This is a genomic window from Legionella donaldsonii (assembly GCF_900452385.1).
In the GTDB taxonomy this organism is placed as follows: domain Bacteria; phylum Pseudomonadota; class Gammaproteobacteria; order Legionellales; family Legionellaceae; genus Tatlockia; species Tatlockia donaldsonii.
Genome location: NZ_UGOA01000001.1, coordinates 942,488 through 967,274 on the forward strand (window position 1 = coordinate 942,488; position 24,787 = coordinate 967,274).

Sequence of the window (24,787 nt, forward strand, 5' to 3'; positions counted from 1 at the left end):
AACCCCTTATTTTATATCCAACCTTTTTTTACGCAGATAGAGTAAAAATGCGGGAAAGATCATGATTAGGATACCACTCGCAAATACTAAACGGAAATGACCAGCACCCCCCATATCCATACTGCTTTCAGGAGGTATAAACCCGACCACCAGTGTCATTGCACAACCGATAAGACCCAGAACACAGGTTAAATAATAACCGACTCGCCCGCCAGGAATGACAAAAGGACGAGGCATGTGGGCAAATTTTTTCTTTAAACGCCAAGCACCAATGAACATTAAAACATACATCATGATATAGAGTTCAGTACTTAGGGCGGTAAACAACCAATAAATAGCATTGATCGAAGGAAACAATAAAAAACCGCTGCAGAGGAAGGTAACCAGTACAGCTTGAAGAATTAAGATCCGCGAGGCGATACCATGTTTATTTCTACGATAAAGCCAATGAGGTAAAAAACCATTATCGGCGGCAAGTAACAAACCTTTGGCAGGTGAGATAATCCAGTTCACCATACTACCCAGGCTGCCAAGTAATAATAAGATAACAATGACAGGCATTAGAGCTGTTAGATGGTAGGATTTAAAAAAGTTAGAGAACGCTTGCATCACGCCATCCACCAAGCTTATTTTTTCTTGTGGAAGCACAAAGGCAATAGCCAATGAGCCAAGAATCATAGTTGTCAGGATCAGGGTTACCGAGAAGAGCATGGCACGGGGGAAATTACGCTGAGGATCCCGCACATTACGTACGTGTACGGCTGCTAATTCCATACCGAGAAAAGAGGTCATAATTGCTGTTAAGGACACCCATGACTGACTATCCTTCCAATGCGGAATCAGGTTATGCCAGCTCAAATCAATAGCTATAGGATTACCTTTGAGGAGCCATATAAGAGCAAGGAGTATAATAAACCCCATAGGTAGAATCATACCTACTACAGCACAAAAACTGGCGAAGGCTGCTGAAGCACGTAAACCAGCCAGTCCCAGAATAGTGAGTGACCAGAAAACGACTAAAATGACACCAATTAAATAGTATTTGTTTTGTGCAAGCTCTGGATTAATTAAATAAGCCAGGGTTCCGGCAATAAACGAGAGTATCGTGGGGTACCAGACCATGGTATTGATCCACTGCAGCCAAATGGTAAAAAAAGCGGCAGTTTCACCAAAGGCATGTTTAACCCAACTATAGATTCCACCTTCTTCTTCAGACCAGGTAGATGATAGTTCAGCGGAAACCAAAGCAACCGGAATGAGAAATACCAGGGCTGAAAAGGCAAAAAAGAAAATCAGTGACGAACCAAAAAGCGCAGTTGCTGGCAAATTACGGATACTGTCAATGGCACCTGTAATTAATAAAACGAGTGCCAGTACAGAAATTTTTTCGGAAGACCAGGCTTTCATAGTAGTTGACAGTCCCAAGACACTATTGGCAAAAAGATAAGCATTATAAGTGAATGCAGGAAGTGATGAAAAGCATTTTTTCTGTAAAGTCAGTAGTTCAGTGGAAATTTTAAAAAATCATAAGGTGGTGTATAAAAAACATAACGCACCAGTCAGGGTATTTTTGTTATAGTTATTTGTTTTGATTACTAAAGGAGCAAGGATGTTTGGTTTTTTTAATCGGGAAAATAAGTTACGTGCACTTATGCAAGCGTTGAACACTGCGGCGCTTTTTGTTGCTCTGAATGAGATGGCCAGTGATCCTGAGCATGCATGGGCGTGGGGCTTGGATGCCTTGACTTACTTTGTGAGTATTCTGGCTTTGGTAGAAAAGCCTTCTCCACTTGGCAATGCGGGTTCAATTGCTCTAAATTTTATGTGTTTAGGCGCTGTTTTTAATGACGTTGCATCTGGATGCGGTGTGTTGTCTAATCTCACCAATCTATTTAAAACGGCAGCCCATTCGGGAAACATTGTTATACCGGTTGCAACTGCCGAACGCAAACCCGCTCAAGTACCACAAGCTACTCTGTAATTAAAGATGACCGTGCGCCGTAATCAGGATACGGCGTGCAGAGGCATGATTACGGTGTTCGCAAAGGTAGATTCCCTGCCACTGCCCTAATGCCAGTTGGCCTTTCTGTAAAGGGATGGTCAGACTCACCCCCAGGATTACATTTTTTATATGTGCTGGCATATCATCCTCACCTTCCAGTGTATGACGATAAAGGCTGTTTTTATCGGGTATTGTTTTATTGAAAAAAGATTCCAAATCCAGTGGCACATCCGCGCAGGTATTCTCACTGATAGCGAGTGAGGCGGACGTGTGTTGCAGAAAGAAATGCACCAAACCAGTATGTATGGGGGGCATTGCAAGCAAAGCTTGTTTTATTTCCGTGCTAATAAGGTGGAACCCGCGTGATTTTGGCGTTAGACAACATTCGCTCTGCCAGTATTGTGGTGTCTTGGTGGTATTGTTATCCATGGCGATAACCATCACGGCATGCAGGTGAGTTAGTGGTGGTTCTATGGCGAGTTTCCCATTCTTCCTTAGTATATAAATGCAGACTTAAAGCGTGTAAACCGTTATTAAATTCTTGCGACAATAACCCGTTAACTAAACGATGGCGCGCGATGAGAGTTAATTTAGCAAATTTTTCAGAGACAATGACGAGCTTAAAATGGGTTTCAGCACCTACAGGGACATGATGTTTATGGGACTCATCTTCAACAGTCAGAAAGAAAGGGTTTAATTCTGTAGAGAGTAAGTCAGTGATTCGTTGTTCGCGTGACATAAATTTTTGCCATTAAATGACTCAGGATTGCTAAAGTATACGCATTACATGACCTATTGTCATATTTTGGGTTGCCCGCCAGGCTCTTTGGCAAGGCGTTTATTTTTCCAAAGTGCGGTAGAATGCCAAATATTGACAGTGAGCATTTTGCAACTTAAAAATTTAACTTTCAGAGGCTGAAAAGGTTATAACACATTTTCTTAAGGGTTTCTTAGTGCAAAAAGATGAATTTTCTCAGTCTGCTCATTGAAATATTCTATGATTTCCCCTAAGGTGACACTTTATTTTATTAGCAACGATGGGTTAAGGAGCAGGGTATGAAACAAAAGGGTTTCACTCTTATTGAGTTGATGATCGTCATAGCCATTTTAGGGATTCTCATCTCTCTTGCAGTTCCTGCTTATCAGGATCACCTAATGAAAGCTCGAGTCGTAGAGGGTTTAAATTTAGCTTCTACAGCAAAGAGTGCTGTCGCTGAAACAACCTCGTCTGATCATGCTTTGCCTGCTACTCAGGAAGCAACGGGTTATACGAGTCCTGCCCCCACTCCGAATGTTAAGTCAATTACTATAGGGGCTAAGGGTGTGATTACTATCACTTACACTCCAAAGGCAGGCGACGGCACCATATTACTTGTTCCGACTCTCCAGTCTACTGGTGAGTTAACCTGGACTTGTAATACAGGAACTTTGGCGTCTAAGTACCGTCCAGCGAGTTGCCGCAGTTAACCCGTTTTGAGAAACCAGCAAAGTCTTTACTCTCAACTAACAGGGTTCTCGTTATCCTGTTAGTTGATTAGGAATTTTAGGCGTATTGACTTTGACTGGCCCCTTGTTGTTGCCTAGTATGGAAAAAAAACCCGATCTGCCAGCAGGCTTTGTGTCAGATACTTCACTAACGGTTGTTGCGGGGGAAGGGGTTAACAACCCTGCGATTAGTTCTTGTAAACCATAGGTGAATATTTTTAAGGATTCCAGGGCGTCATTTTGTTGTGCCTGTTCTTTTCTTAAGGCTGTGACTTCCGATTTGAGTGCAGTAATGGCATGTATCGTATGATATTCTGCTTTCTGGAATTTTCCGCGCAAGGTTTGAGTGCTTTCTCGGACCTGCGTATGGACTGATTTTTGGGGATGGGCAGCAGATTTGGATCGGGGTGTAGCCTCCTGGAGTGCTCCAAGAAAGGTTGCGACCTGGCTTTCTGTGGATTCATCTTTACATTCTTTTATTTTACCGCCAATAGATAACTCAAACACCTGATCACTATACATGGTGGCTGTCTTTTTAATTGTATCTGGTTCCCATGCTTGGATCTCTGCTTGATAACGTAGGGTCAAGGAGCGCGCAAATAATTCAGCCATTTTTTTTGCATGATCGGGATTGCGTAATATCTCCAAAATATTTTGCGTTCTTTTATCTTCAAAATGCCCCAACACAGTGCTACCTATTTCCTTCAGCGTAAAAGATGCAATGGTGTCAAGTAAAGAACCGACTACAGGAACACTCCCGAGCAAACTACCAACTACGGAGGAAGATAGCTCGACAGCTTTTTCTCCCAGCCCAGCTTTTTTCTCGACTAATTGGCTAAAAATAGAAATGACACCAATAATTTTTGCCCATAATACGATATAGCTGGTGTTATAAAATAAGCTTGTTTTTTCATCGCTATGAATTTTTTTAAGGTCAACCAGCTTTTGTGTTTTGCCATCCAAATACTCTTGTATCAACTCATCCTGTACTGGGATGTGTGCAGCTAATTCAGCCTGGAGTCGCTCTTGTTCATGACGCAGGATAGCCATGAATTTTATTTCCAGCTCACTGACTAAGTTGGTAAAAACTTCGCCATTTAGCAGTTGATTAAACAAATCCAGAATATCTTTTTGGAGGCGTTGGGTTTTTTCATTGATCTGTTTTTCTATCTCTGCAGAAACCTCCCCTCGCTGCCTTTCTAAACTCTGTTCCAACTCTTGCAGTTTAAGATGCAGATCATTCACTTCTGAGCTGGTACTCATTGAGACGCCACATAATTCCAAGGCTTCTGCATACTGTAGCGTCTCTTCTTGCTCCTTGACGGATACCTCCAATAACTCTACCAGCCCTGAATTTTTACGTTGTAACAGCTTATTATTTTCTTCAAGGGCAGTGACTTTTGTCTGTTGATATTCCCCTCTTATATTAACTAATCGAAGTTGTTCTTCTATTAATTCAATATGTTTTTTTTGCTGGTCTCGTTCTCTATTTAATCGTCTAATTTCTTGTTGCAGTAGAATAATTTCTTGAGTTAGAAATTCATTTTCAGCTCTAACAACGTCCTGTTGTTTGGTAGCGATATCTTGAGAGGTTTCTATGATGGAATCATAAGCAGGTGGTTCGTCATCGGTGGGAAGGTTGGGCAGTTGATTAAACGGCATAAAGCAGACTCCCTTGCTATATACTGAATCTAAAATAATAATTAGCAAAAAGGGAGAAAGCAAATTTATCGATAAAAGCTCAAAGTATAGAGAGCCCATTGATAAAAAATGATTATAGGATTTTTTACCTGGATGCAGTGATCATCCAGGTAAGATGGCAGGTTTTTATCCCTAAAGTTTTTGCGCTACTAACTGATTTTTCAAACGCACATACTCAGGTAAGCCATTTTTATAAGGCGGATAAGCTTCACCCTGAATGAGAGGTGCTAAATAACGGCGGCAAGCCTCAGTAATACTCATCCCATCTGCTCCAATAAATTCTGCCGGCATGGATTTTTCCTGATTGGCTACCTCTGCCAGAGAGACATGATCAATGGACCAGCGATAGGGTGAATCTTGTTCGCGTTTAATAATCGGCATAATGGCATTATGGCCGCTTAAAGCCAATTCAACGGCTGCTTTACCCAGGGCATAGGCTTGCTCAAGGTCGACTTGAGAGGCAATATGACGTGCCGCACGTTGCAGGTAGTCAGCAACTGCCCAATGGTATTTATAACCGAGTTCAGTTTTTACCAGCTGCGCAATCACTGGAGCAACGCCACCTAACTGCGCATGGCCAAAGGCATCCCGTAAACCGGCATCACTTAAAAATTGTCCTTCTTCATTCCGAATACCTTCAGAAACAACAACAACACAATATCCATATTTTTTTACACAATCGTCCACTTTCTTCAGGAAAGCTTGCTGAACAAAAGGGACTTCAGGAAATAGAATAATATGAGGTGGCTCTTGAGCATTTTGGCCTGCCAAACCACTGGCAGCAGCGATCCATCCTGCATGACGACCCATCACTTCAAGAATGAACACTTTCGTTGAAGAGGCTGCCATGGAAGCGACATCAAAACCGGCTTCCATGGTGGAAATTGCCACATATTTTGCAACTGAACCAAAACCGGGGCAAGTATCGGTGAAGGGTAAATCGTTATCCACCGTTTTGGGAATGCCGATACAGGTAATAGGATAGCCCATGCTGCTTCCTAATTTGGATATCTTATGAGCTGTATCTTGCGAGTCACCGCCACCATTGTAAAAGAAATAACCAATATTATGTGCCTTAAAGACATCAATCAAACGTGCATATTCAGCGCCATCATCTTTCAATTTATAACGGCATGAGCCAAAAGCCCCTGACGGTGTATGCATCAGTTTTGCAATGTCTTCAGCGCTTTCCAAAGACGTATCAATCAATTGTTCATTGAGGGCTCCAATAATGCCATTTTGAGCCGCGTAGACTTTCGCTATTTTATCAGAATGAAGGCGTGCTGTTTGAATAACACCACAAGCTGAAGCGTTAATAACCGCTGTCACCCCGCCTGATTGGGCATAAATTGCATTTTTAATCGACATAATTTCTCCGTGATAAACAGTCATTTAGAAGGACTGGCTTGATACAAATTGTCAAATTCATCAATAACTTCATCAATGCTTTGAATAAGTTCTGCAAAGGCTGATTTTAACTCGTCTATTTTTTTCACTTGCTTGGCTTGTTTTTCCAAACGAGTGACTTGTATTTGCAGGTGGGGAACGCCACAAAAGCAGCAAGCGCCATGCAATTTATGAGCGGCATTTTCCAGGCCTTTTACATCTTTATCATGCATGAGTTTAATAAATTCCTGGCGATTTTTTCTTAATTCCTCGACAAAACGGACAAGAAATTCCTCGGCCAGGGCTTTATTACCAGAGACCTTTTGTACACATAGTTGCCAGTCTATCGCGGAAGGTTTTGCCTTTTTTATAATGCGTAATAGATGGTTAAGTAATTGTGTTTCGTCTATTGGTTTTTGCAGACAAAGATCAACCCCTGCCTTTTTTAACTTTTCGTTACTGAGTTCAGTACTGTTCGCACTTATCACAATAATTGGCGTCTGTTTATTTAACATTGATTTGTGACGGATAAGATGTGCCGCATCGAGTCCATTCAGTTTGGGCATTTGCAGATCGAGTAAGATCACATTGTATCGTTTACTTTGACAAGCAGTTACTGCTTCTTCGCCATTATCGACCGTTTCAATACTACTATGCTCCCCTAAGAGCGAATTGAGCAACATGCGATTAACGGGATTATCTTCGGCGATTAAAATATCCGGGCGTGCGACGCGGAGTTGGGAGCGCAATTGATCGAGCTCTTGATTGGCTGTTGAGACTTGAGTAACTTGGTTAATAAGGGATTCAAGGATGTCATGCAATTTTTGAATACTAATGGGTTTGAATAAAAAGGCCCTGGCGCCAAGGGCTTCAGGTTCATGGATGAGCCATTTAGAGACGAGAATACAATCGATAGATTGTTTACGAATTACTTGGGCGACTTGTTTTTCACAACCTTCATTCACATTGATAAACGCTAAAGAACAATCAGTGTGTTCAGTAAACGCCTTTTCAAGCTGATTAAAGGTATTGATGCGCACACACTCAATTCCCCAATAACCCAGGCCATTGCACATCGCTTCCAGATATAAAGGATTATCATCATAACAAAGGACTTTGAGGTGGCCAAACCGGTGGCTTTGATGTTTTTCAACTTCATAAGCAGCCAGTTTTTCCAGTTTGACTCGTACAGAAAAAGTTGAACCTTTATTGGGTTCGCTGGTCAGTGAAATGCGTCCTTGCATGGCCTCAGTGAGTTTCTTGCAGATAACCAAGCCCAAACCTGAACCACCAAAACGACGTGTAATAGTCGTATCTGCCTGGTTAAAGGCATGAAACAACTTGCCTTGATCTTCAGTTGAAATGCCAATGCCGGTATCAGTGACTGATAGGCATAAGGTGTAATCTTTATCGCTTTCCTGCTCAATACAAGTACGAATAAGAACATAGCCATGATCAGTGAATTTGACTGCGTTACTGACTAGATTGGTAATAATTTGCTTCAGCCGCAAAGGATCGCCGAGCACTGTTTTGGGAACATTAATTTCAGTGGCAGGAATGAGATCGATTCCTTTTTTATGCGCATTAGGGGTCGTTAGTGCCAATACCTCATCAATGCAAGCGCGGATATCGAGAGGGATGCAATCTAAATGCAATTTGCCTGCATCCATTTTTGAATAATCCAATATGTCATTAATAATCGCTAATAAATCTTGCGCAGAGGATTTAATTGTTTTGACATAATCTAATTGCAAGCTGTCTAGCTTGCTTTCCAATAGTACATTGGTAAAACCAATGACACCATTCATCGGTGTGCGGATTTCGTGACTCATATTGGCAATAAATTCAGATTTTTGCCGGCTTTTCTCTTCAAATTTCTTTTTTTCTAGCGATAATTGAATATTCTTTTCTTCCAGCAATTCCAGGCTTTGTTGTAAATCTGCCGTGGCCGTTTCAATATGGTGATTCAGTTCGTGGACGTTATTTAAGTACTGTTTTTGCAGATGGGCACAACCTTGCTCAATAATCCCTAGTTCACCGGGACTGGATACTTTTATCTGTGTTTCAAATTCATTGCTGAGTATTTGTTTCATACTGCGGCGTAAACGAGAAATCGGAAGGTAAATTCGTTTTGAGAGAAAATAATGGATCGTCAAGCTGATTAACAAACCCAGCAAAGTAATAAAGATAGTAATGATGTACATCTGATAACGTTTAATCAGTACGGATTGAGTATCAATGTCGATAGACAGCCATCCTAAAATATCGTCTGCTTGAGGGGCGATAGGGTTGCTGGATATTTTAAAAGGGATAGTTGAGTAGAGATTAAATTTAGGAATAGTAACAGGCGCTAAAAAGTTAATAAGGTAGGGTTTTATTTGTTTTCTTTCGATATAGTCGCCAGTAAATTCAGGTGGTCTAAACGGTTTGTGAATAGAATGTTTGCCGCCCCGGTAGGCTAACAATTGACCGTGGGCACCGTAAAAAGCCAATGCTTTAATTTCGGGATTCACTGTGGAAGCATTAATTAAGCCTTGTAAGGTTCTATTATCATTGCGCATCATGGCAAATTGGGCGGCTGGTAAAAGTTGGCGGATATAAGCCTCGCCCAGACGCGACATATGTAATTCCAAATCTTTGTTAAATTGGCCATTGTAAAAGACTGCAAACAGGAGGGCGACCAAAAGGACGGGTATTAGCGTAGTAATTCGTAATTGGTATTTTATACCGAGTCTTTTCATGCAGAGTACCTGTTGTGAATCAAATGATAGACGTTGGGCACAGTGATTTTCCTGTATAAGGCAAAGACATAGAGCGCATTTGTTTATTTTGCGTTGCTGGTAAAGTGGGCTATTATAGCGCGATTGTTTAATTGCTTACAACGGAGCATCTGGATGGTAGTGAGAACCCGCTTTGCCCCAAGTCCTACCGGTTTTTTACATGTCGGTGGTGTACGTACCGCCTTGTTTTCCTGGTTATATGCCAAACGTCATCATGGCGAATTTATATTGCGGATCGAAGATACCGATCAAGAGCGTTCAACGCAGGAGTCTGTGCAAGCAATTCTGGATGGTATGGCGTGGTTAGGATTAGATTATAACGAGGGTCCCTTTTACCAAACGAAACGTTATGCGCGTTACCAGGAGATTGCCCAGCAATTATTGAATGAAGCGAAGGCTTACTGTTGTGTTTGTAGTAAAGAGCGCTTGGAAGCGTTGCGAGAAACGCAGCTCGCTAACAAGGAAAAGCCACGTTATGATGGCCATTGCCGCGATAAAAATTTGCCTGCTACCGGAAGCCATGTATTACGCTTCAAGAATCCTCAAACGGGAATTGTCTCATTTACTGATCAAGTTTATGGCGATATTCATGTCGATAATAATGAGCTGGATGATTTGATTTTGGTACGTTCCGACGGCAATCCAACCTACAATTTTGCTGTAGTAATTGATGATTGGGATATGCAAATTACTCATGTTATTCGTGGTGATGATCACATCAACAATACGCCGCGGCAAATTAATTTGTTTAAGGCTTTAAATGCACCAGTACCTGTGTTTGCGCATTTACCAATGATTCTTGGTGACGATGGCAAACGCTTATCAAAACGGCATGGCGCAGTGAGTGTTTTGCAATTTAAAGAGTTGGGTATTTTACCGCACGCTTTATTAAATTATCTGGTTCGGCTGGGGTGGTCCAATGGTGATCAGGAAATTTTTAGTGTTGCAGAAATGATTGCCAGCTTTGATTTAAAAAACGTCAGCCGCGGTGTATCCAGTTTTAATTACGATAAGCTTTATTGGTTAAACCAACATTACCAAAAGAGTGATTCAGCAGAAACGGTTGCTGAGGCTTTACGTTGGCATTTTATTCAGCAAGGTATCGATTTAAGCCAGGGGCCAAATTTGGTTGATTTAGTCCCTACTCAGGCCGAACGTTGCAAAACCCTGGTAGAAATGTGTGAGAAGAGCCGTTATTTTTACCAGGATACTATCGATTATGATGAGGAAGCAGTAAAGAAGCATCTGCGTCCAGTCGTTTTGGCTCCGCTTGAAGCGCTCTATTTGCGTTTGCAGGAGTTAAAGAATTGGGAGAAAGATGCCTTACAAACCTGCATCAATGACGTGAGTGCCGAATTTGATATTAATTTAGGGAAAATAGCTCAGCCTTTGCGTGTTGCAGTAACTGGCAGCAGCATGTCACCGGCAATTGATATGACCCTTAGTCTATTGGGTAGACAACGCACTTTAACACGCTTGGAACAAGCATTGCAGCGTATTCGCGTACGTGCTTCCAGTGCCGAATAGCGACCTTGTAATTTAAGGAGTGGGGAAGTCTTTCATTGCTTCCTCATTCAGATCAATTACTTGCTTTGTCGGTATTCGAGGCGTTTGAAAATAGGCAATAGTCCACGCTAAAGGTCGCGTTAGACAACAAGCCCCTGCACAAAGTCCAACGAAGAATGAAGCTGGGACAGAGCTTATAAATGCCAATTTAGTTTGATCAGGAATATCATCATTGGCTCTTAGAATAAAATAAATCCCGACATGTAATCCCGTTAAGCCAAGTCCGAATGCCCAACTTAATAATTTGCTGAACCATCCTTGTTGTTGAAGTTCAGAACTGAGTTCCTCTATTTTTTCTTGCCGCTCCTCCAGTTGGAGAAAATAAATTTTTTCACGTTCTGAGACCAATTGATCAATGATTGGCTTGATATGCTGCGTTACGATTTCAGGAGGCAGCTCTTTATTACGTAAGTCAAAGAACAGATGGCGTTGGTTAACGGCTTGCCCGGCTAACGTTTTTAAGCTAGGGACTTGAAACTTGGGAGTCGTTTTGAGGGTACGGCTAGAGGCAGGGGAATCGTGGGGTGAAGATGTTGGATTTGGCATCGTATCTCCTTAGAGTAGTTGACCAGCGATCATTCTCTCGTGGTATCTGTCTATTTTTCAAGGCAGAATGAATTTTTGTGTCATTGAGTGTAATTAATTTCATTAAACGCGGTTCTTCTATCATGTTCTGCTTAAATAATTCTGGCTATACTCATCGCAGAACTTCCTTTTGAGTCCTGTTATGACACAAACTTTAACTGAAGAAATTGACCAATTTAATCAACAAGCATTGAAGCAAGAGTTAACTGCCGCACTCATTATTCATGATCAACTGGTTGCAATGACTCAGGATATAGCTGCGAATTATCATTCTGATCAAACGCAAGAACTGCAAAAGAGAATCCTCGATATTGCTGGGCAAAGTCTTAAAGGCATGTTGCACGCTGATTCCGCTGATGCATTTACTATGCATCAGAACAGGTTAAGCCGTTTGCTGACAACTATAAAAGAGAAATTGGCTTTGGAGGGAGATTTTGACCAGGCTTTGGAAGATTACCGTTTCTTTCATTATATCCATCGAGCCCTGCGTAATGTCTCGTTAAAAACTGGCAAAGACTTTCTAGGTGATTTGCCACGTTGGTTCAAGAGCCACCCCTATTACAACCATTGGCAGGAGAAATTAGTCCAGTTAACAGCGCAGGAGAAAGCAGCTGCTTTTGAGTCCTATAAAAAGGGATTGATTGAAGAATTATTCATTAAAGAGTCTTATCAAGATTTAGCAAACATTGCTTCTTTGGCATTAATTGAAAAGAATAGTCGTTTGCTCTCCGAGCTGCGCTTGTCTTATTTGGATGGCGCAAACCATCGAAAAAAACTTTTTACTGATCTGGGATGGATGGGTTTAGGGGTTTTATTGGTTGCGGCGGCAACTGTTTTAGGTCTTGCCTTCCCCTTGTTAGTAGTACCTGGTTTTGTAGTAGGTGCGGCTGTTCTAGGTTACGGAGTGATAGATTTTTCCAAGGAGAGCGCCAATCTTTACTCTGAAATTTACAATAGACCACTAGGTGATCGTGAGATATCAGCTGAAACGCTAGTTGAATTAAGGCATCTGGAGAACCAGATTGATGGATTTGAGGTGGAGCCGTTTATTGCAAATCAGGACTTATTGGCCGAGCAATGGTCAACAGAAAAAAAATGGATGAAAGGGGCTGGTTACGCGGCTTCTTTTGCAGGTTTTGCGCTTGCTTTTGCTGGCTTAGCTTTTCTGATTCCTGGAGTAGGGGTTCCAATAGCTGCTGTTCTAATTGTAACAGTCTTGGCTGCTGTTATTACTGCAGTCGCTGCTTTACTTATAGGCGTAAAAATTATGCGGGAGCGGCAAGAATTACAAAAGCGTCGGGAAGAGGTCGACAAACAAACCGAGAGTGATGATCGATTACTCGCGGAGGTGGACTTGGGGATGTTGAAACCTTCCGAGTCGTTGCGGAACAGTTTTACTGTTGTATTTGAAAAAGAGCAGGAAGCGAATAGACGAGAAGTCAAAAAACTGGCGCTTACACCTAAGCAACGAAGGGAGGCTTTTTTTCATGAAAATGAGGATGAAAGTGAGGGTATAAAAGAGACTGAGAATGGACATAATCAACAGATAGATAAAGGTGATTCAAGCGAAGAAGGTGGCGCTAAATCACCAGGTAAAAATTGAAATTAAACATTGTATAATATCTTTGTTTTAACTAAAAAAAACAATGAATTTTCTTTTTAAAAATTACCAATAAAAATCATAGTATTTTCTTGTTGATATTTTAAAATATTTTTGTTTTATTATATCGAAATATGGGTAATTAATCCTTTGAAATTGCATGACAATTTTTATATTTTTTTTGACTTCCACACGGGCAAGGTTCATTGCGGGATATTTTTTGATTTAAAGTGGATTTTCCTGTTTTTGGTGGCAGGCTGTCGGTATAAAACCAAGAGCTATTATGACGTTGAAATTGACTCAATTCATGAATAGTTTTAACGGAATTTTTTTCCATATATCTCGCAATAAACTCTACAAAACCGGTGTTTTCGTCCTTCGGATCTAGATAGCTGGTAATAACTTGCAGCCCCAACCATTTTACTCGTTTTGCCCACAGGGCTGTCTCCTGGTCATTAAAACCCACTAAGGGTTTACCCAGCATCGTTTTTCTTAGGTAGTCAACCCTGGCCTGGCTATACGCAGTATAACGAGATCGCATTAATGCTTCCGGTGTTTTAGCTATTTCCTGTTTCTCCAGGTAGGAACCGCAACAAGCCAGGTAATCAGTTGGTAAACCGCAGGGACATTGATTCATCTCGTTAACTCCAGTGATTATTGATTAGTACTCATGCAAAAATCCGATCGTTTCGTTAAATTTTGATTTTAATTCGGTGAGCCAGTGAGGCTAAACTCCCGCATTAAAATCAAAATTTGCCTCGACCGGGACGTTTCTCGTAAAGTCCAGTTGGTAAGAGGTCTGTTCACAGTGAATTATATCGTGAGTATAATCGCCGTCACCAAGTTATTATCTATGACTTCTTTAGAAACTCGACTGCCTTGGAGTATCGTTTGGTCGATCCAGTGCTCGAATCCTCATGTACTGGTGTGTACACTGCGGTTCTGCGCGCGGTTTCTCCTCGCTTTTCTCTCATTGCAGCGAGTTTCGAAAGAAGTCTATTAAGTAGATTATGCTCGTTGTAGTTTTACTAAAGGAATAAACAAACATGATTACCTTATACCAATTTCCTGGAATGTGGGGTTTGCCTAATGCAAGCCCTTTTTGTTTGAAAATTGAAACTTATTTGCGTATGGCAGAAATTCCTTACGAAATTAGGTTTGTTAGGGATCCACGAAAAAGTCCGAAGGGGAAGTTGCCTTTTGTTAAAATTGACCAAAAATTAATTCCGGATAGTGAGATAATTATTGATTATCTTAAGGGAAAATTTGGCGATGTATTGGATAAAAATTTAAATACTGAGCAAAAGGCATTATCAGCTCTTCTGGATGATGTATTTTCTGAACGATTATATTGGATCATGCTTTATATGCGTTGGCAAGTTGATGCTGTATGGCCTCTTTTGCGAGATACTTTTTTTGGGGACTTATCGTTTTTTAAAAAATTTTTTTTACCAGGAATGATACGAAAAAATATGCAGAGAGCCTTGTATTTTCAAGGTACTGGTCGACACAGTTATGATGAAGTATTACAGATGGGATATAAAACATTGGATGCAATAGCATCTGTTCTCGGTGAAAAGAAATATTTTCATGGTACAGAGATCACGAGTATTGATGCAACAGCCTTTGGTTTTTTAGCGAATATTGCTTGGTTTCCTTATGACTGTAATTTAAAAACACATTTACATAAACATAAAAATATCCTCTTTTTCTGCGATAAAATGTGGTCTACTTTTTATCCTGAAATATCTAAACCCTTTATGATCACTAATTTTTAGTACGAAATTAATTAATATCACCTCTGGTTAAGTCCCGTGTTGCTTGATGCTGTAAAACAGCATCAAGTATCGAAGCCACTCATTGAGATCCTATTTATAATTTATTATCAGAATTGAGTTAATAATACGCGCTGTGTAAATTTATTTGCTTTCATGAAATAAACCGCGATCAGAAGCAGGATTAACCTGTCTTTGCAAGCATAATTTTATTTGTTAATATCTACTCCGTTTAATAACATTTGGGGTGATTAAATGCCAATTATCAATGGCACTCGCGTGCAAAAGAAAGAAAAAATAAAAGCTGAAATCAGCAGTGAAACTTTTGAGATGATCAATGCATATTGTGCTTGGGCCAATATTGACGATATCAGTTTTTTTATTGAAGAAGCAGCTAGTTTTGTTTTTGCGAAAGATCGTGACTGGAAACAGCACCGAAAGTCAGTTAAAAAGCGTGCTGAAGCCACCCAGGCTTAATTTATCTTTAGTGAAGGTGTCAGTTTTATGACGCCTTTATTCAGTTGCACTTCTCGTCTGTATCGGTAAGTCATTCGTGGAAGTAATGGAAGTTTGTGGAAACAGTAGGGGGTTTCCAGCAGTAAGCATCAATGTAATTCACTCAAAATGTCGCTTCTGCTTCAGATAGTACGATTTACAGCAATTTATCAAAAATTGCTTGACAGCTTTAAGGTGCCTCATTAAACTGCGATTCTTATTTTGGGGCTATAGCTCAGCTGGGAGAGCGCTTGCATGGCATGCAAGAGGTCGGCGGTTCGATCCCGCCTAGCTCCACCATCATCAACGTTGGTTGATGATGAGAAAAGTTCTAAGGTCCCCATCGTCTAGAGGCCTAGGACACTGCCCTTTCACGGCGGTAACAGGGGTTCGAATCCCCTTGGGGACGCCAATTTTGGCTTGAGTAGTTTGTTTAGTAATGTGTTAAGTTCCGGGTCCCCATCGTCTAGAGGCCTAGGACACTGCCCTTTCACGGCGGTAACAGGGGTTCGAATCCCCTTGGGGACGCCATTCTGGCTAGTCAATTCTTAAATTTAATTCTATTTTTTCTCTCAGAGATAACTTTTCTTCTACTGATGCTTATCCTGTGTTCCTGTATGTTACAAAATGTAAATAGGGGACTCGCAAAAGCCAGCTAATTCAGCTATATACTATAACAGGAATGATTCTGCATAAGGTTTCTGCTATGGACATGAGAAAACAAGTTTTATCACTTTCCTTGCTTAGTCTGCTATCCACTCCAATTTTCGCTGATACCCAGGAAGGGGAAGCAGCTTTTAATCAGCAACGCTATGAAAAAGCATTCCTTCTTCTCTCTGATGAAGCGGCAAAAGGGGATGCTAAAGCCCAATATTTGCTGGGTAAAATGTATTATAACGGCCAGGGTGTTGCTTTTAATGCGGAAAAAGCGGAGCAATTATTACTTTCTTCTGCAAATCAAGGGAATGTCGACGCCCAAGTCTTGTTAGCGGGTTTTTATTGGCATCAGAATACCCCTGAAGGATTTCGCAAGTCACTGGGCTGGTATCAAAAAGCGGCTGATCAAAATAATGCAGATGCACAATATGCGTTAGGGTATATGTATCAATATGCTAATGGGGTGCCGCAAAATGACGAGATGGCCATGTCATGGTACAAAAAATCAGCTGCACAAGGAAATTCTGATGCCGCCTTAGCAGTGGGTTTTATGTATGATTCTGGTGCCGGGGTAGAAAAAGATTTTGCTGAGGCGGCGAAATGGTACGAAAAATCTGCAGACTTAGGTAATACCAGTGCGTTATATAACCTTGGTTTATTATATAAGTTTGGTGATGGTGTACCTAAGGATGAAAGTAAGGCCTTCCAATATTTTCAAAAAGCTGCTGAGCAGGGGCATGCCAAATCGCAATTAGAAGTAGGGTATTTCTATGATACCGGTAAAGGTGGCCAAACGGCTGATTTACAAAAGGCGGCCCTGTGGTATCAAAAAAGTGCCGATCAGGGTAATCCCAATGCTCAGTTTAATATAGGTGATATGTATTTATATGGTGATGGGGTCACTAAGAATATCGATCAGGCAGTTTCATGGATACGTAAATCTGCGGAGCAAGGTTTTGGAAAAGCACAATATAAGCTAGGTGTTTTTTACCGTGATGGAATTGGTGTTAGCACTGATCCAGTCGAGTCCTATGCCTGGTTCACTGCGGCTGTCGGAAACGGTTTTAATGATGCCCAAAAAAATCAGGATGAACTTGAGAAAACACTCAGTGAGGACCAACTCAAGAAAGCCAAGGAGCTAGGAAAAAAATATACAGAGCGATATCAGAAAAAATCCCAGTAAGCGAACAATAATGTGTCTTTAAGCGAGTAAGACTATGAAAGAAAAGCACTACGCCTACAAAATAACGAGCCAATCCTCTGGGCTGCTTTGCACACATTCGGAAATTGAAGAAGAGAAGATGCTGGATTTATTGCAAGAGATTCAGCGGAACGACTCAGAGGGGATTTATTGGATTTTTAAACAATTGGGCGATCAGCCTAAGGAACCGCTTTGTGTTATTGATTGCCTGCATCAGCGAATTTATTACCATTATTCTGGTGATGTCGAGGAGTTGGCCAGTACAATTAAAAAATTGAGCAAATAACATTCCTTTGGCATCGCTAAAGGAATGTTATTCTGTAAAAAGAGACCGTCTTGTTGAACGAGTTCCAGAAGATAGTTTATAGTCGTTCAAAAATAGTACGGGTATTGAAGCCAAATAATCGTTCATGCATGCGATAAGCATATTCGTCAGTCATATTAGCAATATAATCACAAACTACTCTGAATGCAGTTATTTCATCGTCTGTTTGATGAAATAATGCACGATTTTTATTATCAAGCAAGCTGGCAGGATTAGAGCTAATGGCTTCAAATAGTCTTAGCACTACTGTTTGACCACCGTATTCAAAGGTACGGGCTTCCTGAGAATCAATGACATGACGATAAATACATCCCATCAAGTAATTGAGTAAGGAGGCAGCTTGAGGTAATAAACAAATATTATGCTTTAACAAATTATTTTCAAAATCATCATTCGTTATGGTGATTTGTGTCGCAGTAATAAAATAATTAACCATTTCACCAATGGCTTGTTTCCGTTTATCAAGTTCCTGGTTAAATAGAAAATCAAGTAATTGTTCAGCGTTTTGGCTAAGTTGGGTTGCAGCGAGAAGTTGGCGGAAATCGGTATTATCCAGTTGTTCTCGGTTTATCAAACGTAAATGAATGGCGTCTTCCAGATCATGCACACCATAAGCGATATCATCAGCAATATCCATAATAGAACAGTCGAAACTATGATAAGCAGGTTTCCCATGCTGTTGTTTTTGAGGTGCTTTCTGCAGAGATTGAAACAGGGTTTTATCCTGTTCACTGAAGGGTGATAGAAGCCAATCAATTTCTGGTTGCTCACAATCGAAGTAAGCTTTGGGTGGCAGCCAATCATTGATGCGAATAGTTTTATGGAGTGATTCGACTACTTTGGGCATCTCTGTTGCTACTACTTTTGAACGACTAACTGGATATTTGAGTATGCCAAGCAAGGCTCTGCGAGTTAAATCAAGTCCATAGATGCCATAACTGTTTTCTACTTTCGTTAATAAACGTAAGGTCTGTCCATTCCCTTCAAATCCTCCATGCATACGCATCATATAATTTAAAGCAACTTCTCCACCATGGCCGAACGGAGGATGACCAATGTCATGCAGTAAACAAATGACTGAAATCAAATCATCATTAGGAAGTAAACCGGGTAATATCGATTGCTGGTGGTTGGCAGATAAATTACGTACGATACTGCGGCCAATAGAGGCTACTTCGAGAGAGTGTGTTAAACGCGTACGATGAAAATCACCTTCATCAGTACCTAATATTTGTGTTTTTCGTTGCAAACGTCGGAAGGCAGGGCAATGAATCACCCTGGTACGATCGCGTTCGTAGGGATCGCGGTGATCCTGGTTGCCACGCTGATGGGTTTGTCCTGAACGCCTGTGAGTCCACATATTGCTATATCAAATTGTCAAAAATAATAAACCCCATACTGTATGCGATAGCATCAACTGAAACAACACAAGAGGCTAAAGTTTTTTGAAATTCGGCAGATAACAAGAGTCAAAGGGGAAAAGAAGCTTATCTATCCCGATAAAAATAAGGCTTACTTTGCTGTGAAGGCTGCAAAATAAGTGATAAAAGGGGGAAGCGCTATGAATAAAAAAATACGTTTGGTGGCTCTAGGCCTTTGTGCTACCACATTAACTGCTTGTAGTAACTATCAACAAAGCAGCTATTACACCACTTACCAACCCTATGTGTATACAGATACCTATTATCGCCAGGGTTACAATGGGGGCGTAGATTATGGTTATCAATCGCCAACGGGTGGACAAGTGACTGTACCTGACTCCTATTATGTTGGGGCTTATCATTCACCTACTTCCCATAAAGACGTGGATAGAAATTGGGTGAATAGCCAAAATCCACAAGGATATACCATTGAGGTTGCTGAAGGTGAGCGGCCTGCCCAGGTAGCCGGCAAACTCTATAAATTACCTAAGAATGACCGAAGGGCACAAATTAAATACAACAAAAATGGCAAAACCTACTACAAGGGTGTATACGGCAGTTACAATAATTACGAGGATGCCCAAAAAGCATTAAATAATTTACCAGACGACGTAAAACAAAGTGCTGGCGTTAAAAGTTGGAGTAAAGTACAAGCTAATGAAGATTATTAGAGGATGTTAACCGTTTCTACCTGGGCACTTTATGGATTGTTTTCCATGCGGCAAGGTGAAACCCTGGCTACAAGAGGTTGTTGGAAAAAAATTTAGCGTGATTGATCAAGATACTGGCCTCAGGGGCGAGGGATGTTTATTTTGCTGAAATAACAATCTGTAATTTCACTACACCCGGCGTAGGGGTTCGTTCCGCACTAAACTGTTTAAGGACAATGGCATAACTATTATTGAGAGTCCACAACCAGGATAAAAAGTAGTTAAAGGGAACCAGTTCATACGATAATTGAATGTCCCCTGCGCTAGTTTGTTGCAGTTGATAGGGAAAAAAGCGTAAAGACCCAGTACCTAACTGATTGCCAATTAGGGTTAGTAGTTTGGCATTACTAATAGACTGCTGTACTTTCTGTTTTTTAGGTTGTTGACGAACTTGTTGCATCCAGGTCAGTGTCTGTTGTTTTTCAGATAATTGTGCGGTTTTGTTACTAACAGCTGTTGTTAGAGGGGAATAAAGCAATAGATAAAACAAATAGAACAAGGCAAACAGGGAGCCAATACCAACCATCCAGCGTTCACGTTCATTCAGGTTATTCCAGAAATTTCTCATAGATTTAACTCCAGGATACCAACAACCTGCTCATTGGTAGTGGCGGCTTGAGTTTGCTTAACCTTTACCTTCTTTTGTTGTAACCGAGTTTGTAAATCTTCCAGCTCAGCAAAATTTTTGGTTGCCAATGTGACCAAAAGTGTTTGATTTTGGAATCGAAGTTGTTCAAAAGTGATATTGTTGCTATTAAAGGTACTGGCTAGTTTGTCTAATAATACCCAAAAAGTGGCATCCATATTACCGTGATTTGCTTTGAGCAATTGATTGATACGAAATCGTGGACTAATTACCTGTTGTGCTTGTGGGAAAAATTCATGATAGATAGTGGCTATTTTTGTATCGATCTGAGCGAGATCCTTATTAAGAAAATACAGTTTCACTGCATTCACAGCAAGGATACTTAAAAGCCAAACGGTACTCATCGCTATGGCTGCCTGGTACCAACGTTTGGTTTTACCAGGAGTACTGCTATGTTGTAATTCACCTTGGCAAAGATTAATTGATTTACTGTTTTGTAAGCGCTTTGCCAACCAGCAATACCAACTGTCTTCTGTTTCTTTAATGGATGTAGCTAGTTCCTTCATTAATGATTCATTACTGTCTTTGAACCGGTAAAAACTGGTTTCAAGCTGTGATTTACAATAAAGGGCTGCCAGTTCAGGACTTAATGCGCCTTGAAAGTGAGCATCATTTACCAGGATATTTGTGGGGGTAACAGCGGCTTCATTTTGTTGTAGTCCAAACCAATCAAGGGTCAAGCTATCAAAGCGTATACCCTGATTGTCAAAGGTGTTAATTAATTCGGTAAGAAAGCGTTTATCGCCAACGACCACGAGATAATGGCCAGCCTGATAATGAGCTCGGTCAAAAGCAAAATGCAAGGAGTCAACATTTTGGGCAAGTTTATCTTCAAGAGCGAAAGGAATGGCAGCGCGGGCTTTTCTATCCGCAAGCCAGGGTAATTCGACTTGATGCAGGGTGAAGAAATCTGTTGGAGCAATAACGATTGTCTGTGCATTCTGCTGTAGTATCTTTATATCCGTAAAAGAGCGTTGTGCGAGAGGGGCTTCAACTTGGCCCTGTTGTCCAAGGCTCAGGCTAAGGCAGCTATCATCATTCAGGTGTTGGGTGAATAAAAAGCATGTGGCCACACGTCATCCTTGATTAACAATCGAGCTTCATAGTGTTTTCTCGCTAACATTCATGACTGTTCGCGATCCAAGATTCCAGATCGAAATTCGGTACAATGATTCCCGCGAGCGAATCGCGGGATCACCTAATTAAGAGCTTACACGTAAGCGTATTTTTTGCCAACGGCTGCAGCCGCCCATTGGCTTTTTAACTGCTGTGACAATAAATAAACAGCCATTGCGTATTGTGGACTGGTATTGTAACGGGTTATCACGTAGAAATTGGGATAAGCCAGCCAAAATTCTTGCCCAGTTTGTGTGGTTAACTCAATCAAGCCGACTCTCGCCGGTGTGTTTACTGAAGCGGTTAACGGTTTGATTCCTGCAGCAATTAATTGATTAAGACGATAGACAGCCGTTTTATAATTCGTATTGATTTTCTTGTAACGAGCACCCTCGACTACAGCGGGTTGAGCAACACCTTGATTGATTTTCCAGCCATGTTTATGGAAATAGTTAGCCACACTGGCAATCACTGCGGCATCATCGTTCATTAAATCTTTTTTAGGATTGCCGGTAAAATTAGCTGCATAGTAACGATAACTGCTAGGCATAAATTGTGGTTTGCCCATTGCGCCAGCATAAGAACCTAAATATTGGGTTGGAGAGACATGGTGTTCACGACAGAGTAATAAATACTCACCAAGTTCTTTGCTAAAAAATTGAGAACGTTTGGGATAATTAAAAGCCAAGGTCGATAGGGCATCAATAACGCGATAATTTCCCTGATGTTTACCATAAAGTGTTTCTATACCGATAATAGCAACAATAACATTTGCAGGAACACCATATTTTTTTTCAGCTTTTTCCAGAGATACACGGTTAGCTTTCCAAAATTCCATACCACCTTGTACGCGTTGTGGCGTTAAGAATAATTGCTTATAAACATCCCAGGTCTTTTTCTCATAAGGTTTTTCCATCGATTCAATGATTTGCGGCTGCAGCTGGACATCGCTCATTATCTGGGTCAGTTCTTTCTTGTTAAAACCATGCTGCTTAACCATTTTATTGATAAATTGCTGCACGTCCTTACGTTGTACAAACGCTGGATCTGCTTGTACAGCATAACTGCTAAACAGTGTTAAGAAGGCAAAGCAGAGCATGATTAATCGTCGCATTGGTTATCCTTTAAATTGGAATCAAATCGACTAATTTTAGGGTAAAAATGAAGCAACAGCAATTTCTTTTACAATTTGATCCAGCTTGGAGAGAGGCGGCGAAATAGGAGGAATATTGTAAAAAAGTTCTTTGGTATTTCATTTCATCCCTGATGGGCTGTAATTTCTGCTGCAAATGACCCAAGTAGTCTTCTTTCGAAGGCGAATCGATTGGCGCATCACTTGTCGATACGGTGCTTGAATGCGTCTGTACTGGAGCCTGTACACTGCGGTTCTACGCGCTGTTTTTCCTGGCTCTGATCGCAATGAAGAGCGCCTCGGAAGAAGTCTATTGAGATGACTACTTTCTGGACGCTGATAATTAAGCTAGAATAGCGCAATTTATTAGTAGGTTTTTTCAGTTGAGTGATCTAACGCGAATTCGCAATTTTTCTATTATTGCCCATATTGATCATGGCAAGTCGACCCTTGCTGATCGATTCATCCAACTCTGTGGTGGTTTATCTGACCGGGAAATGGCAGAGCAGGTGCTTGATTCCATGGATATCGAGCGCGAGCGTGGTATTACCATCAAGGCACAGAGTGTATCACTAAATTATACAGCTCAAGACGGTAAAACGTATTTACTCAATTTTATTGATACGCCAGGCCATGTTGACTTTAGTTACGAAGTGTCTCGTTCACTGGCTGCTTGTGAAGGAGCGATTCTTGTCGTTGATGCAGCACAGGGTGTAGAGGCGCAAACGGTTGCTGTTTGTTACACAGCCATTGATCAATCGCTGGAGATCCTGCCCGTTCTCAATAAAATCGATTTACCGCAAGCTGAACCGGAGCGGGTCATTGCAGAAATCGAAGATATTATTGGCCTTGAGGCCCATGGCGCAATTCGTGTCAGTGCTAAAAGTGGCCTTGGTGTTGAAGATGTACTCGAAGCCCTGGTTGCCCGTATTCCCCCACCGCAAGGTGATATTGAAGCACCGTTGCAAGCGTTGATCATTGATTCATGGTTTGACAGCTATCTTGGCGTCGTTTCCTTAGTACGTATAGCCAATGGCTCAATGCGTAAAGGGGACAAGATGCGAGTCATGTCAACTGGCAGAACCTACGAAGTGGATCAGGTGGGTATTTTTACCCCCAAACGCACCAAATTGGAGGTATTGCAGGCAGGAGAGGTTGGTTATGTGGTTGCCGGTATTAAAGAGATTCAGGGAGCACCGGTAGGGGATACGTTAACCTTGGAAAAAAATCAGGCGTTGAAACCTTTACCGGGTTTTCAACGAGTTAAGCCTCAGGTTTATGCCGGCCTTTTTCCAATCAGTGCAGATGATTTTGAAGCCTTTCGCGAAGCGTTAGCGAAATTAAGCCTTAATGATGCTTCGCTCTTTTATGAACCTGAGTCTTCAGAAGCCTTGGGCTTTGGTTTTCGCTGTGGTTTTCTGGGGATGCTGCATATGGAAATTGTGCAGGAAAGACTCGAGCGCGAATATAATCTTGATTTGATTTCGACCGCGCCGACAGTCGTTTACCAGGTGATTACGACCAAAGGCGAAACGGTCATGATTGATAATCCCTCGCAATTACCACCGTCACAACAAATAAAGCAAATGTTCGAACCGATTGTGCGGGCAAGTATTTTGGTTCCCCAAGATTATCTGGGGCAAATCATCAGTCTTTGTGTTGAGCGTCGTGGCGTACAAATCAATATGACATACAGTGGTCGCCAAGTCTCGGTGGTTTATGATTTGCCAATGAGTGAAGTGGTCTCCGATTTCTTTGATCGTTTGAAATCAGTGAGTCGTGGTTATGCCTCTTTGGATTATAATTTTATACGCTTCGAGGAAGCAGATTTGGTGAAAATGGATGTTTTGATTAATAACGAGCGTGTTGATGCCTTGGCTGTTATTGTCCATCGCGATGCTGCTTATCATCGTGGCAAAGCCTTGGCTGATAAAATGCGTGAACTGATTCCGCGCCAGATGTTCGATGTTGCTATTCAGGCTGCACTAGGGAATCACATTATTGCCAGACAAACAGTAAAAGCGTTACGTAAGAATGTAACAGCAAAATGTTATGGCGGCGACGTAAGTCGTAAGCGTAAACTGCTTGAAAAGCAAAAGGCCGGTAAAAAACGGATGAAGCAGGTGGGGCATGTGGAAATCCCACAAGAAGCTTTTATGGCAGTTTTTCAAACTGATCGAAAAAAGTAAATCAGGAAATACTAG

The 24,787-nt window shown here is 41.3% G+C and carries 22 protein-coding genes and 3 tRNA genes; 13 read left to right on the forward strand and 12 right to left on the reverse strand.

What is annotated here, in order from left to right; translation table 11 throughout:
• Positions 1 to 6 precede the first annotated feature (6 nt).
• A complete protein-coding gene (locus DYC89_RS04435; protein WP_115220678.1) occupies positions 7 to 1,407 on the reverse strand; it encodes an amino acid permease in 1,401 nt (466 codons plus the stop codon).
• Between the two features lie 202 nt (positions 1,408 to 1,609).
• Here DYC89_RS04435 and DYC89_RS04440 point away from each other — a divergent pair, with 202 nt between their 5' ends.
• The gene (locus DYC89_RS04440; RefSeq protein ID WP_115220679.1) at positions 1,610 to 1,981 is read left to right on the forward strand and encodes a hypothetical protein; all 372 of its coding nucleotides are present in this window, start codon (positions 1,610 to 1,612) and stop codon (positions 1,979 to 1,981) included.
• Here the strand turns inward: DYC89_RS04440 and DYC89_RS04445 are convergent, their stop codons facing one another.
• Both DYC89_RS04445 and DYC89_RS04450 read right to left on the reverse strand, forming a co-directional pair.
• The gene (locus DYC89_RS04445) at positions 1,982 to 2,431 is read right to left on the reverse strand and encodes a secondary thiamine-phosphate synthase enzyme YjbQ (RefSeq protein WP_115220680.1); all 450 of its coding nucleotides are present in this window, start codon (positions 2,429 to 2,431) and stop codon (positions 1,982 to 1,984) included.
• The gene (locus DYC89_RS04450; protein ID WP_115220681.1) at positions 2,424 to 2,741 is read right to left on the reverse strand and encodes a BolA family protein; all 318 of its coding nucleotides are present in this window, start codon (positions 2,739 to 2,741) and stop codon (positions 2,424 to 2,426) included. The genes DYC89_RS04445 and DYC89_RS04450 overlap by 8 nt, the downstream gene beginning before the upstream one ends.
• A 317-nt stretch (positions 2,742 to 3,058) precedes the next feature.
• Between DYC89_RS04450 and DYC89_RS04455 the strand changes: the two genes are divergently transcribed.
• Complete coding sequence (locus DYC89_RS04455; RefSeq protein ID WP_115220682.1) at positions 3,059 to 3,469, forward strand: pilin; 411 nt, start codon at positions 3,059 to 3,061, stop codon at positions 3,467 to 3,469.
• 51 nt (positions 3,470 to 3,520) lie between these two features.
• Here DYC89_RS04455 and DYC89_RS04460 read toward each other — a convergent pair whose 3' ends face one another.
• The 3 genes from DYC89_RS04460 to letS all read right to left on the reverse strand — a co-directional run bounded on the left by DYC89_RS04460 (position 3,521) and on the right by letS (position 9,315).
• On the reverse strand, positions 3,521 to 5,149 hold the full coding sequence (locus DYC89_RS04460) for a hypothetical protein (RefSeq protein WP_115220683.1): 1,629 nt from the start codon (positions 5,147 to 5,149) through the stop codon (positions 3,521 to 3,523).
• A 171-nt stretch (positions 5,150 to 5,320) separates the two neighbouring features.
• Positions 5,321 to 6,556 (reverse strand): 6-phosphofructokinase, encoded by a 1,236-nt coding sequence (locus DYC89_RS04465; RefSeq protein ID WP_115220684.1) that lies wholly within the window; start codon positions 6,554 to 6,556, stop codon positions 5,321 to 5,323.
• Positions 6,557 to 6,576: 20 nt separating this feature from the next.
• Positions 6,577 to 9,315: a two-component system sensor histidine kinase LetS gene (letS, locus tag DYC89_RS04470; RefSeq protein ID WP_115220685.1), complete on the reverse strand. Its 2,739-nt coding sequence runs from the start codon at positions 9,313 to 9,315 to the stop codon at positions 6,577 to 6,579.
• Between the two features lie 153 nt (positions 9,316 to 9,468).
• Between letS and gltX the strand changes: the two genes are divergently transcribed.
• Positions 9,469 to 10,881: a glutamate--tRNA ligase gene (gene gltX / locus DYC89_RS04475; protein WP_115220686.1), complete on the forward strand. Its 1,413-nt coding sequence runs from the start codon at positions 9,469 to 9,471 to the stop codon at positions 10,879 to 10,881.
• A gap of 12 nt (positions 10,882 to 10,893) precedes the next feature.
• On the opposite strand, the gene DYC89_RS04480 is transcribed toward gltX, so the two are convergent.
• Positions 10,894 to 11,466 carry a hypothetical protein gene (locus tag DYC89_RS04480; protein ID WP_115220687.1) on the reverse strand — a complete coding sequence of 191 codons (573 nt, stop codon included), beginning with the start codon at positions 11,464 to 11,466 and terminating at the stop codon, positions 10,894 to 10,896.
• Positions 11,467 to 11,647: 181 nt separating this feature from the next.
• Between DYC89_RS04480 and DYC89_RS04485 the strand changes: the two genes are divergently transcribed.
• Entirely contained in the window at positions 11,648 to 13,108 is a 1,461-nt protein-coding gene (locus DYC89_RS04485) for a phage holin family protein (protein WP_115220688.1), read from the forward strand.
• 139 nt (positions 13,109 to 13,247) lie between these two features.
• Here DYC89_RS04485 and DYC89_RS04490 read toward each other — a convergent pair whose 3' ends face one another.
• On the reverse strand, positions 13,248 to 13,742 hold the full coding sequence (locus tag DYC89_RS04490) for a YchJ family protein (protein WP_115220689.1): 495 nt from the start codon (positions 13,740 to 13,742) through the stop codon (positions 13,248 to 13,250).
• Between the two features lie 445 nt (positions 13,743 to 14,187).
• Here DYC89_RS04490 and DYC89_RS04500 point away from each other — a divergent pair, with 445 nt between their 5' ends.
• The 7 genes from DYC89_RS04500 to DYC89_RS04530 all read left to right on the forward strand — a co-directional run bounded on the left by DYC89_RS04500 (position 14,188) and on the right by DYC89_RS04530 (position 17,519).
• A complete protein-coding gene (locus DYC89_RS04500) occupies positions 14,188 to 14,883 on the forward strand; it encodes a glutathione S-transferase family protein (protein ID WP_181879321.1) in 696 nt (231 codons plus the stop codon).
• Between the two features lie 252 nt (positions 14,884 to 15,135).
• On the forward strand, positions 15,136 to 15,357 hold the full coding sequence (locus DYC89_RS04505; RefSeq protein WP_115220692.1) for a hypothetical protein: 222 nt from the start codon (positions 15,136 to 15,138) through the stop codon (positions 15,355 to 15,357).
• A 242-nt stretch (positions 15,358 to 15,599) separates the two neighbouring features.
• A tRNA-Ala gene (locus DYC89_RS04510) sits at positions 15,600 to 15,675 on the forward strand.
• A gap of 36 nt (positions 15,676 to 15,711) precedes the next feature.
• Positions 15,712 to 15,787: transfer RNA gene (locus DYC89_RS04515), tRNA-Glu, on the forward strand.
• Between the two features lie 43 nt (positions 15,788 to 15,830).
• Positions 15,831 to 15,906 (forward strand) — tRNA-Glu (locus DYC89_RS04520).
• 175 nt (positions 15,907 to 16,081) lie between these two features.
• Positions 16,082 to 17,215, forward strand: coding sequence for a tetratricopeptide repeat protein (locus tag DYC89_RS04525; RefSeq protein WP_115220693.1), 1,134 nt, complete (start codon positions 16,082 to 16,084; stop codon positions 17,213 to 17,215).
• Between the two features lie 34 nt (positions 17,216 to 17,249).
• On the forward strand, positions 17,250 to 17,519 hold the full coding sequence (locus tag DYC89_RS04530; RefSeq protein WP_115220694.1) for a hypothetical protein: 270 nt from the start codon (positions 17,250 to 17,252) through the stop codon (positions 17,517 to 17,519).
• 76 nt (positions 17,520 to 17,595) lie between these two features.
• Here the strand turns inward: DYC89_RS04530 and DYC89_RS04535 are convergent, their stop codons facing one another.
• Positions 17,596 to 18,918 carry an anti-phage deoxyguanosine triphosphatase gene (locus tag DYC89_RS04535; protein ID WP_115220695.1) on the reverse strand — a complete coding sequence of 441 codons (1,323 nt, stop codon included), beginning with the start codon at positions 18,916 to 18,918 and terminating at the stop codon, positions 17,596 to 17,598.
• A gap of 201 nt (positions 18,919 to 19,119) precedes the next feature.
• On the opposite strand from DYC89_RS04535, the gene DYC89_RS04540 reads away from it, so the two are divergent.
• Positions 19,120 to 19,650, forward strand: a complete 531-nt coding sequence (locus DYC89_RS04540; protein ID WP_115220696.1) for an SPOR domain-containing protein — start codon at positions 19,120 to 19,122, stop codon at positions 19,648 to 19,650.
• Positions 19,651 to 19,786: 136 nt separating this feature from the next.
• Here DYC89_RS04540 and gspM read toward each other — a convergent pair whose 3' ends face one another.
• The 3 genes from gspM to mltB all read right to left on the reverse strand — a co-directional run bounded on the left by gspM (position 19,787) and on the right by mltB (position 22,565).
• Positions 19,787 to 20,257 (reverse strand): type II secretion system protein GspM, encoded by a 471-nt coding sequence (gspM, locus tag DYC89_RS04545; protein WP_115220697.1) that lies wholly within the window; start codon positions 20,255 to 20,257, stop codon positions 19,787 to 19,789.
• Positions 20,254 to 21,408, reverse strand: coding sequence for a type II secretion system protein GspL (gene gspL / locus DYC89_RS04550; RefSeq protein ID WP_115220698.1), 1,155 nt, complete (start codon positions 21,406 to 21,408; stop codon positions 20,254 to 20,256). Before gspL ends, gspM begins: the two co-directional genes overlap by 4 nt.
• Before the next feature lie 137 nt (positions 21,409 to 21,545).
• A complete protein-coding gene (gene mltB, locus DYC89_RS04555) occupies positions 21,546 to 22,565 on the reverse strand; it encodes a lytic murein transglycosylase B (RefSeq protein ID WP_115220699.1) in 1,020 nt (339 codons plus the stop codon).
• Positions 22,566 to 22,966: 401 nt separating this feature from the next.
• On the opposite strand from mltB, the gene lepA reads away from it, so the two are divergent.
• Positions 22,967 to 24,772, forward strand: a complete 1,806-nt coding sequence (gene lepA / locus DYC89_RS04560; protein WP_115220700.1) for a translation elongation factor 4 — start codon at positions 22,967 to 22,969, stop codon at positions 24,770 to 24,772.
• The last annotated feature ends 15 nt before the right edge of the window (positions 24,773 to 24,787 follow it).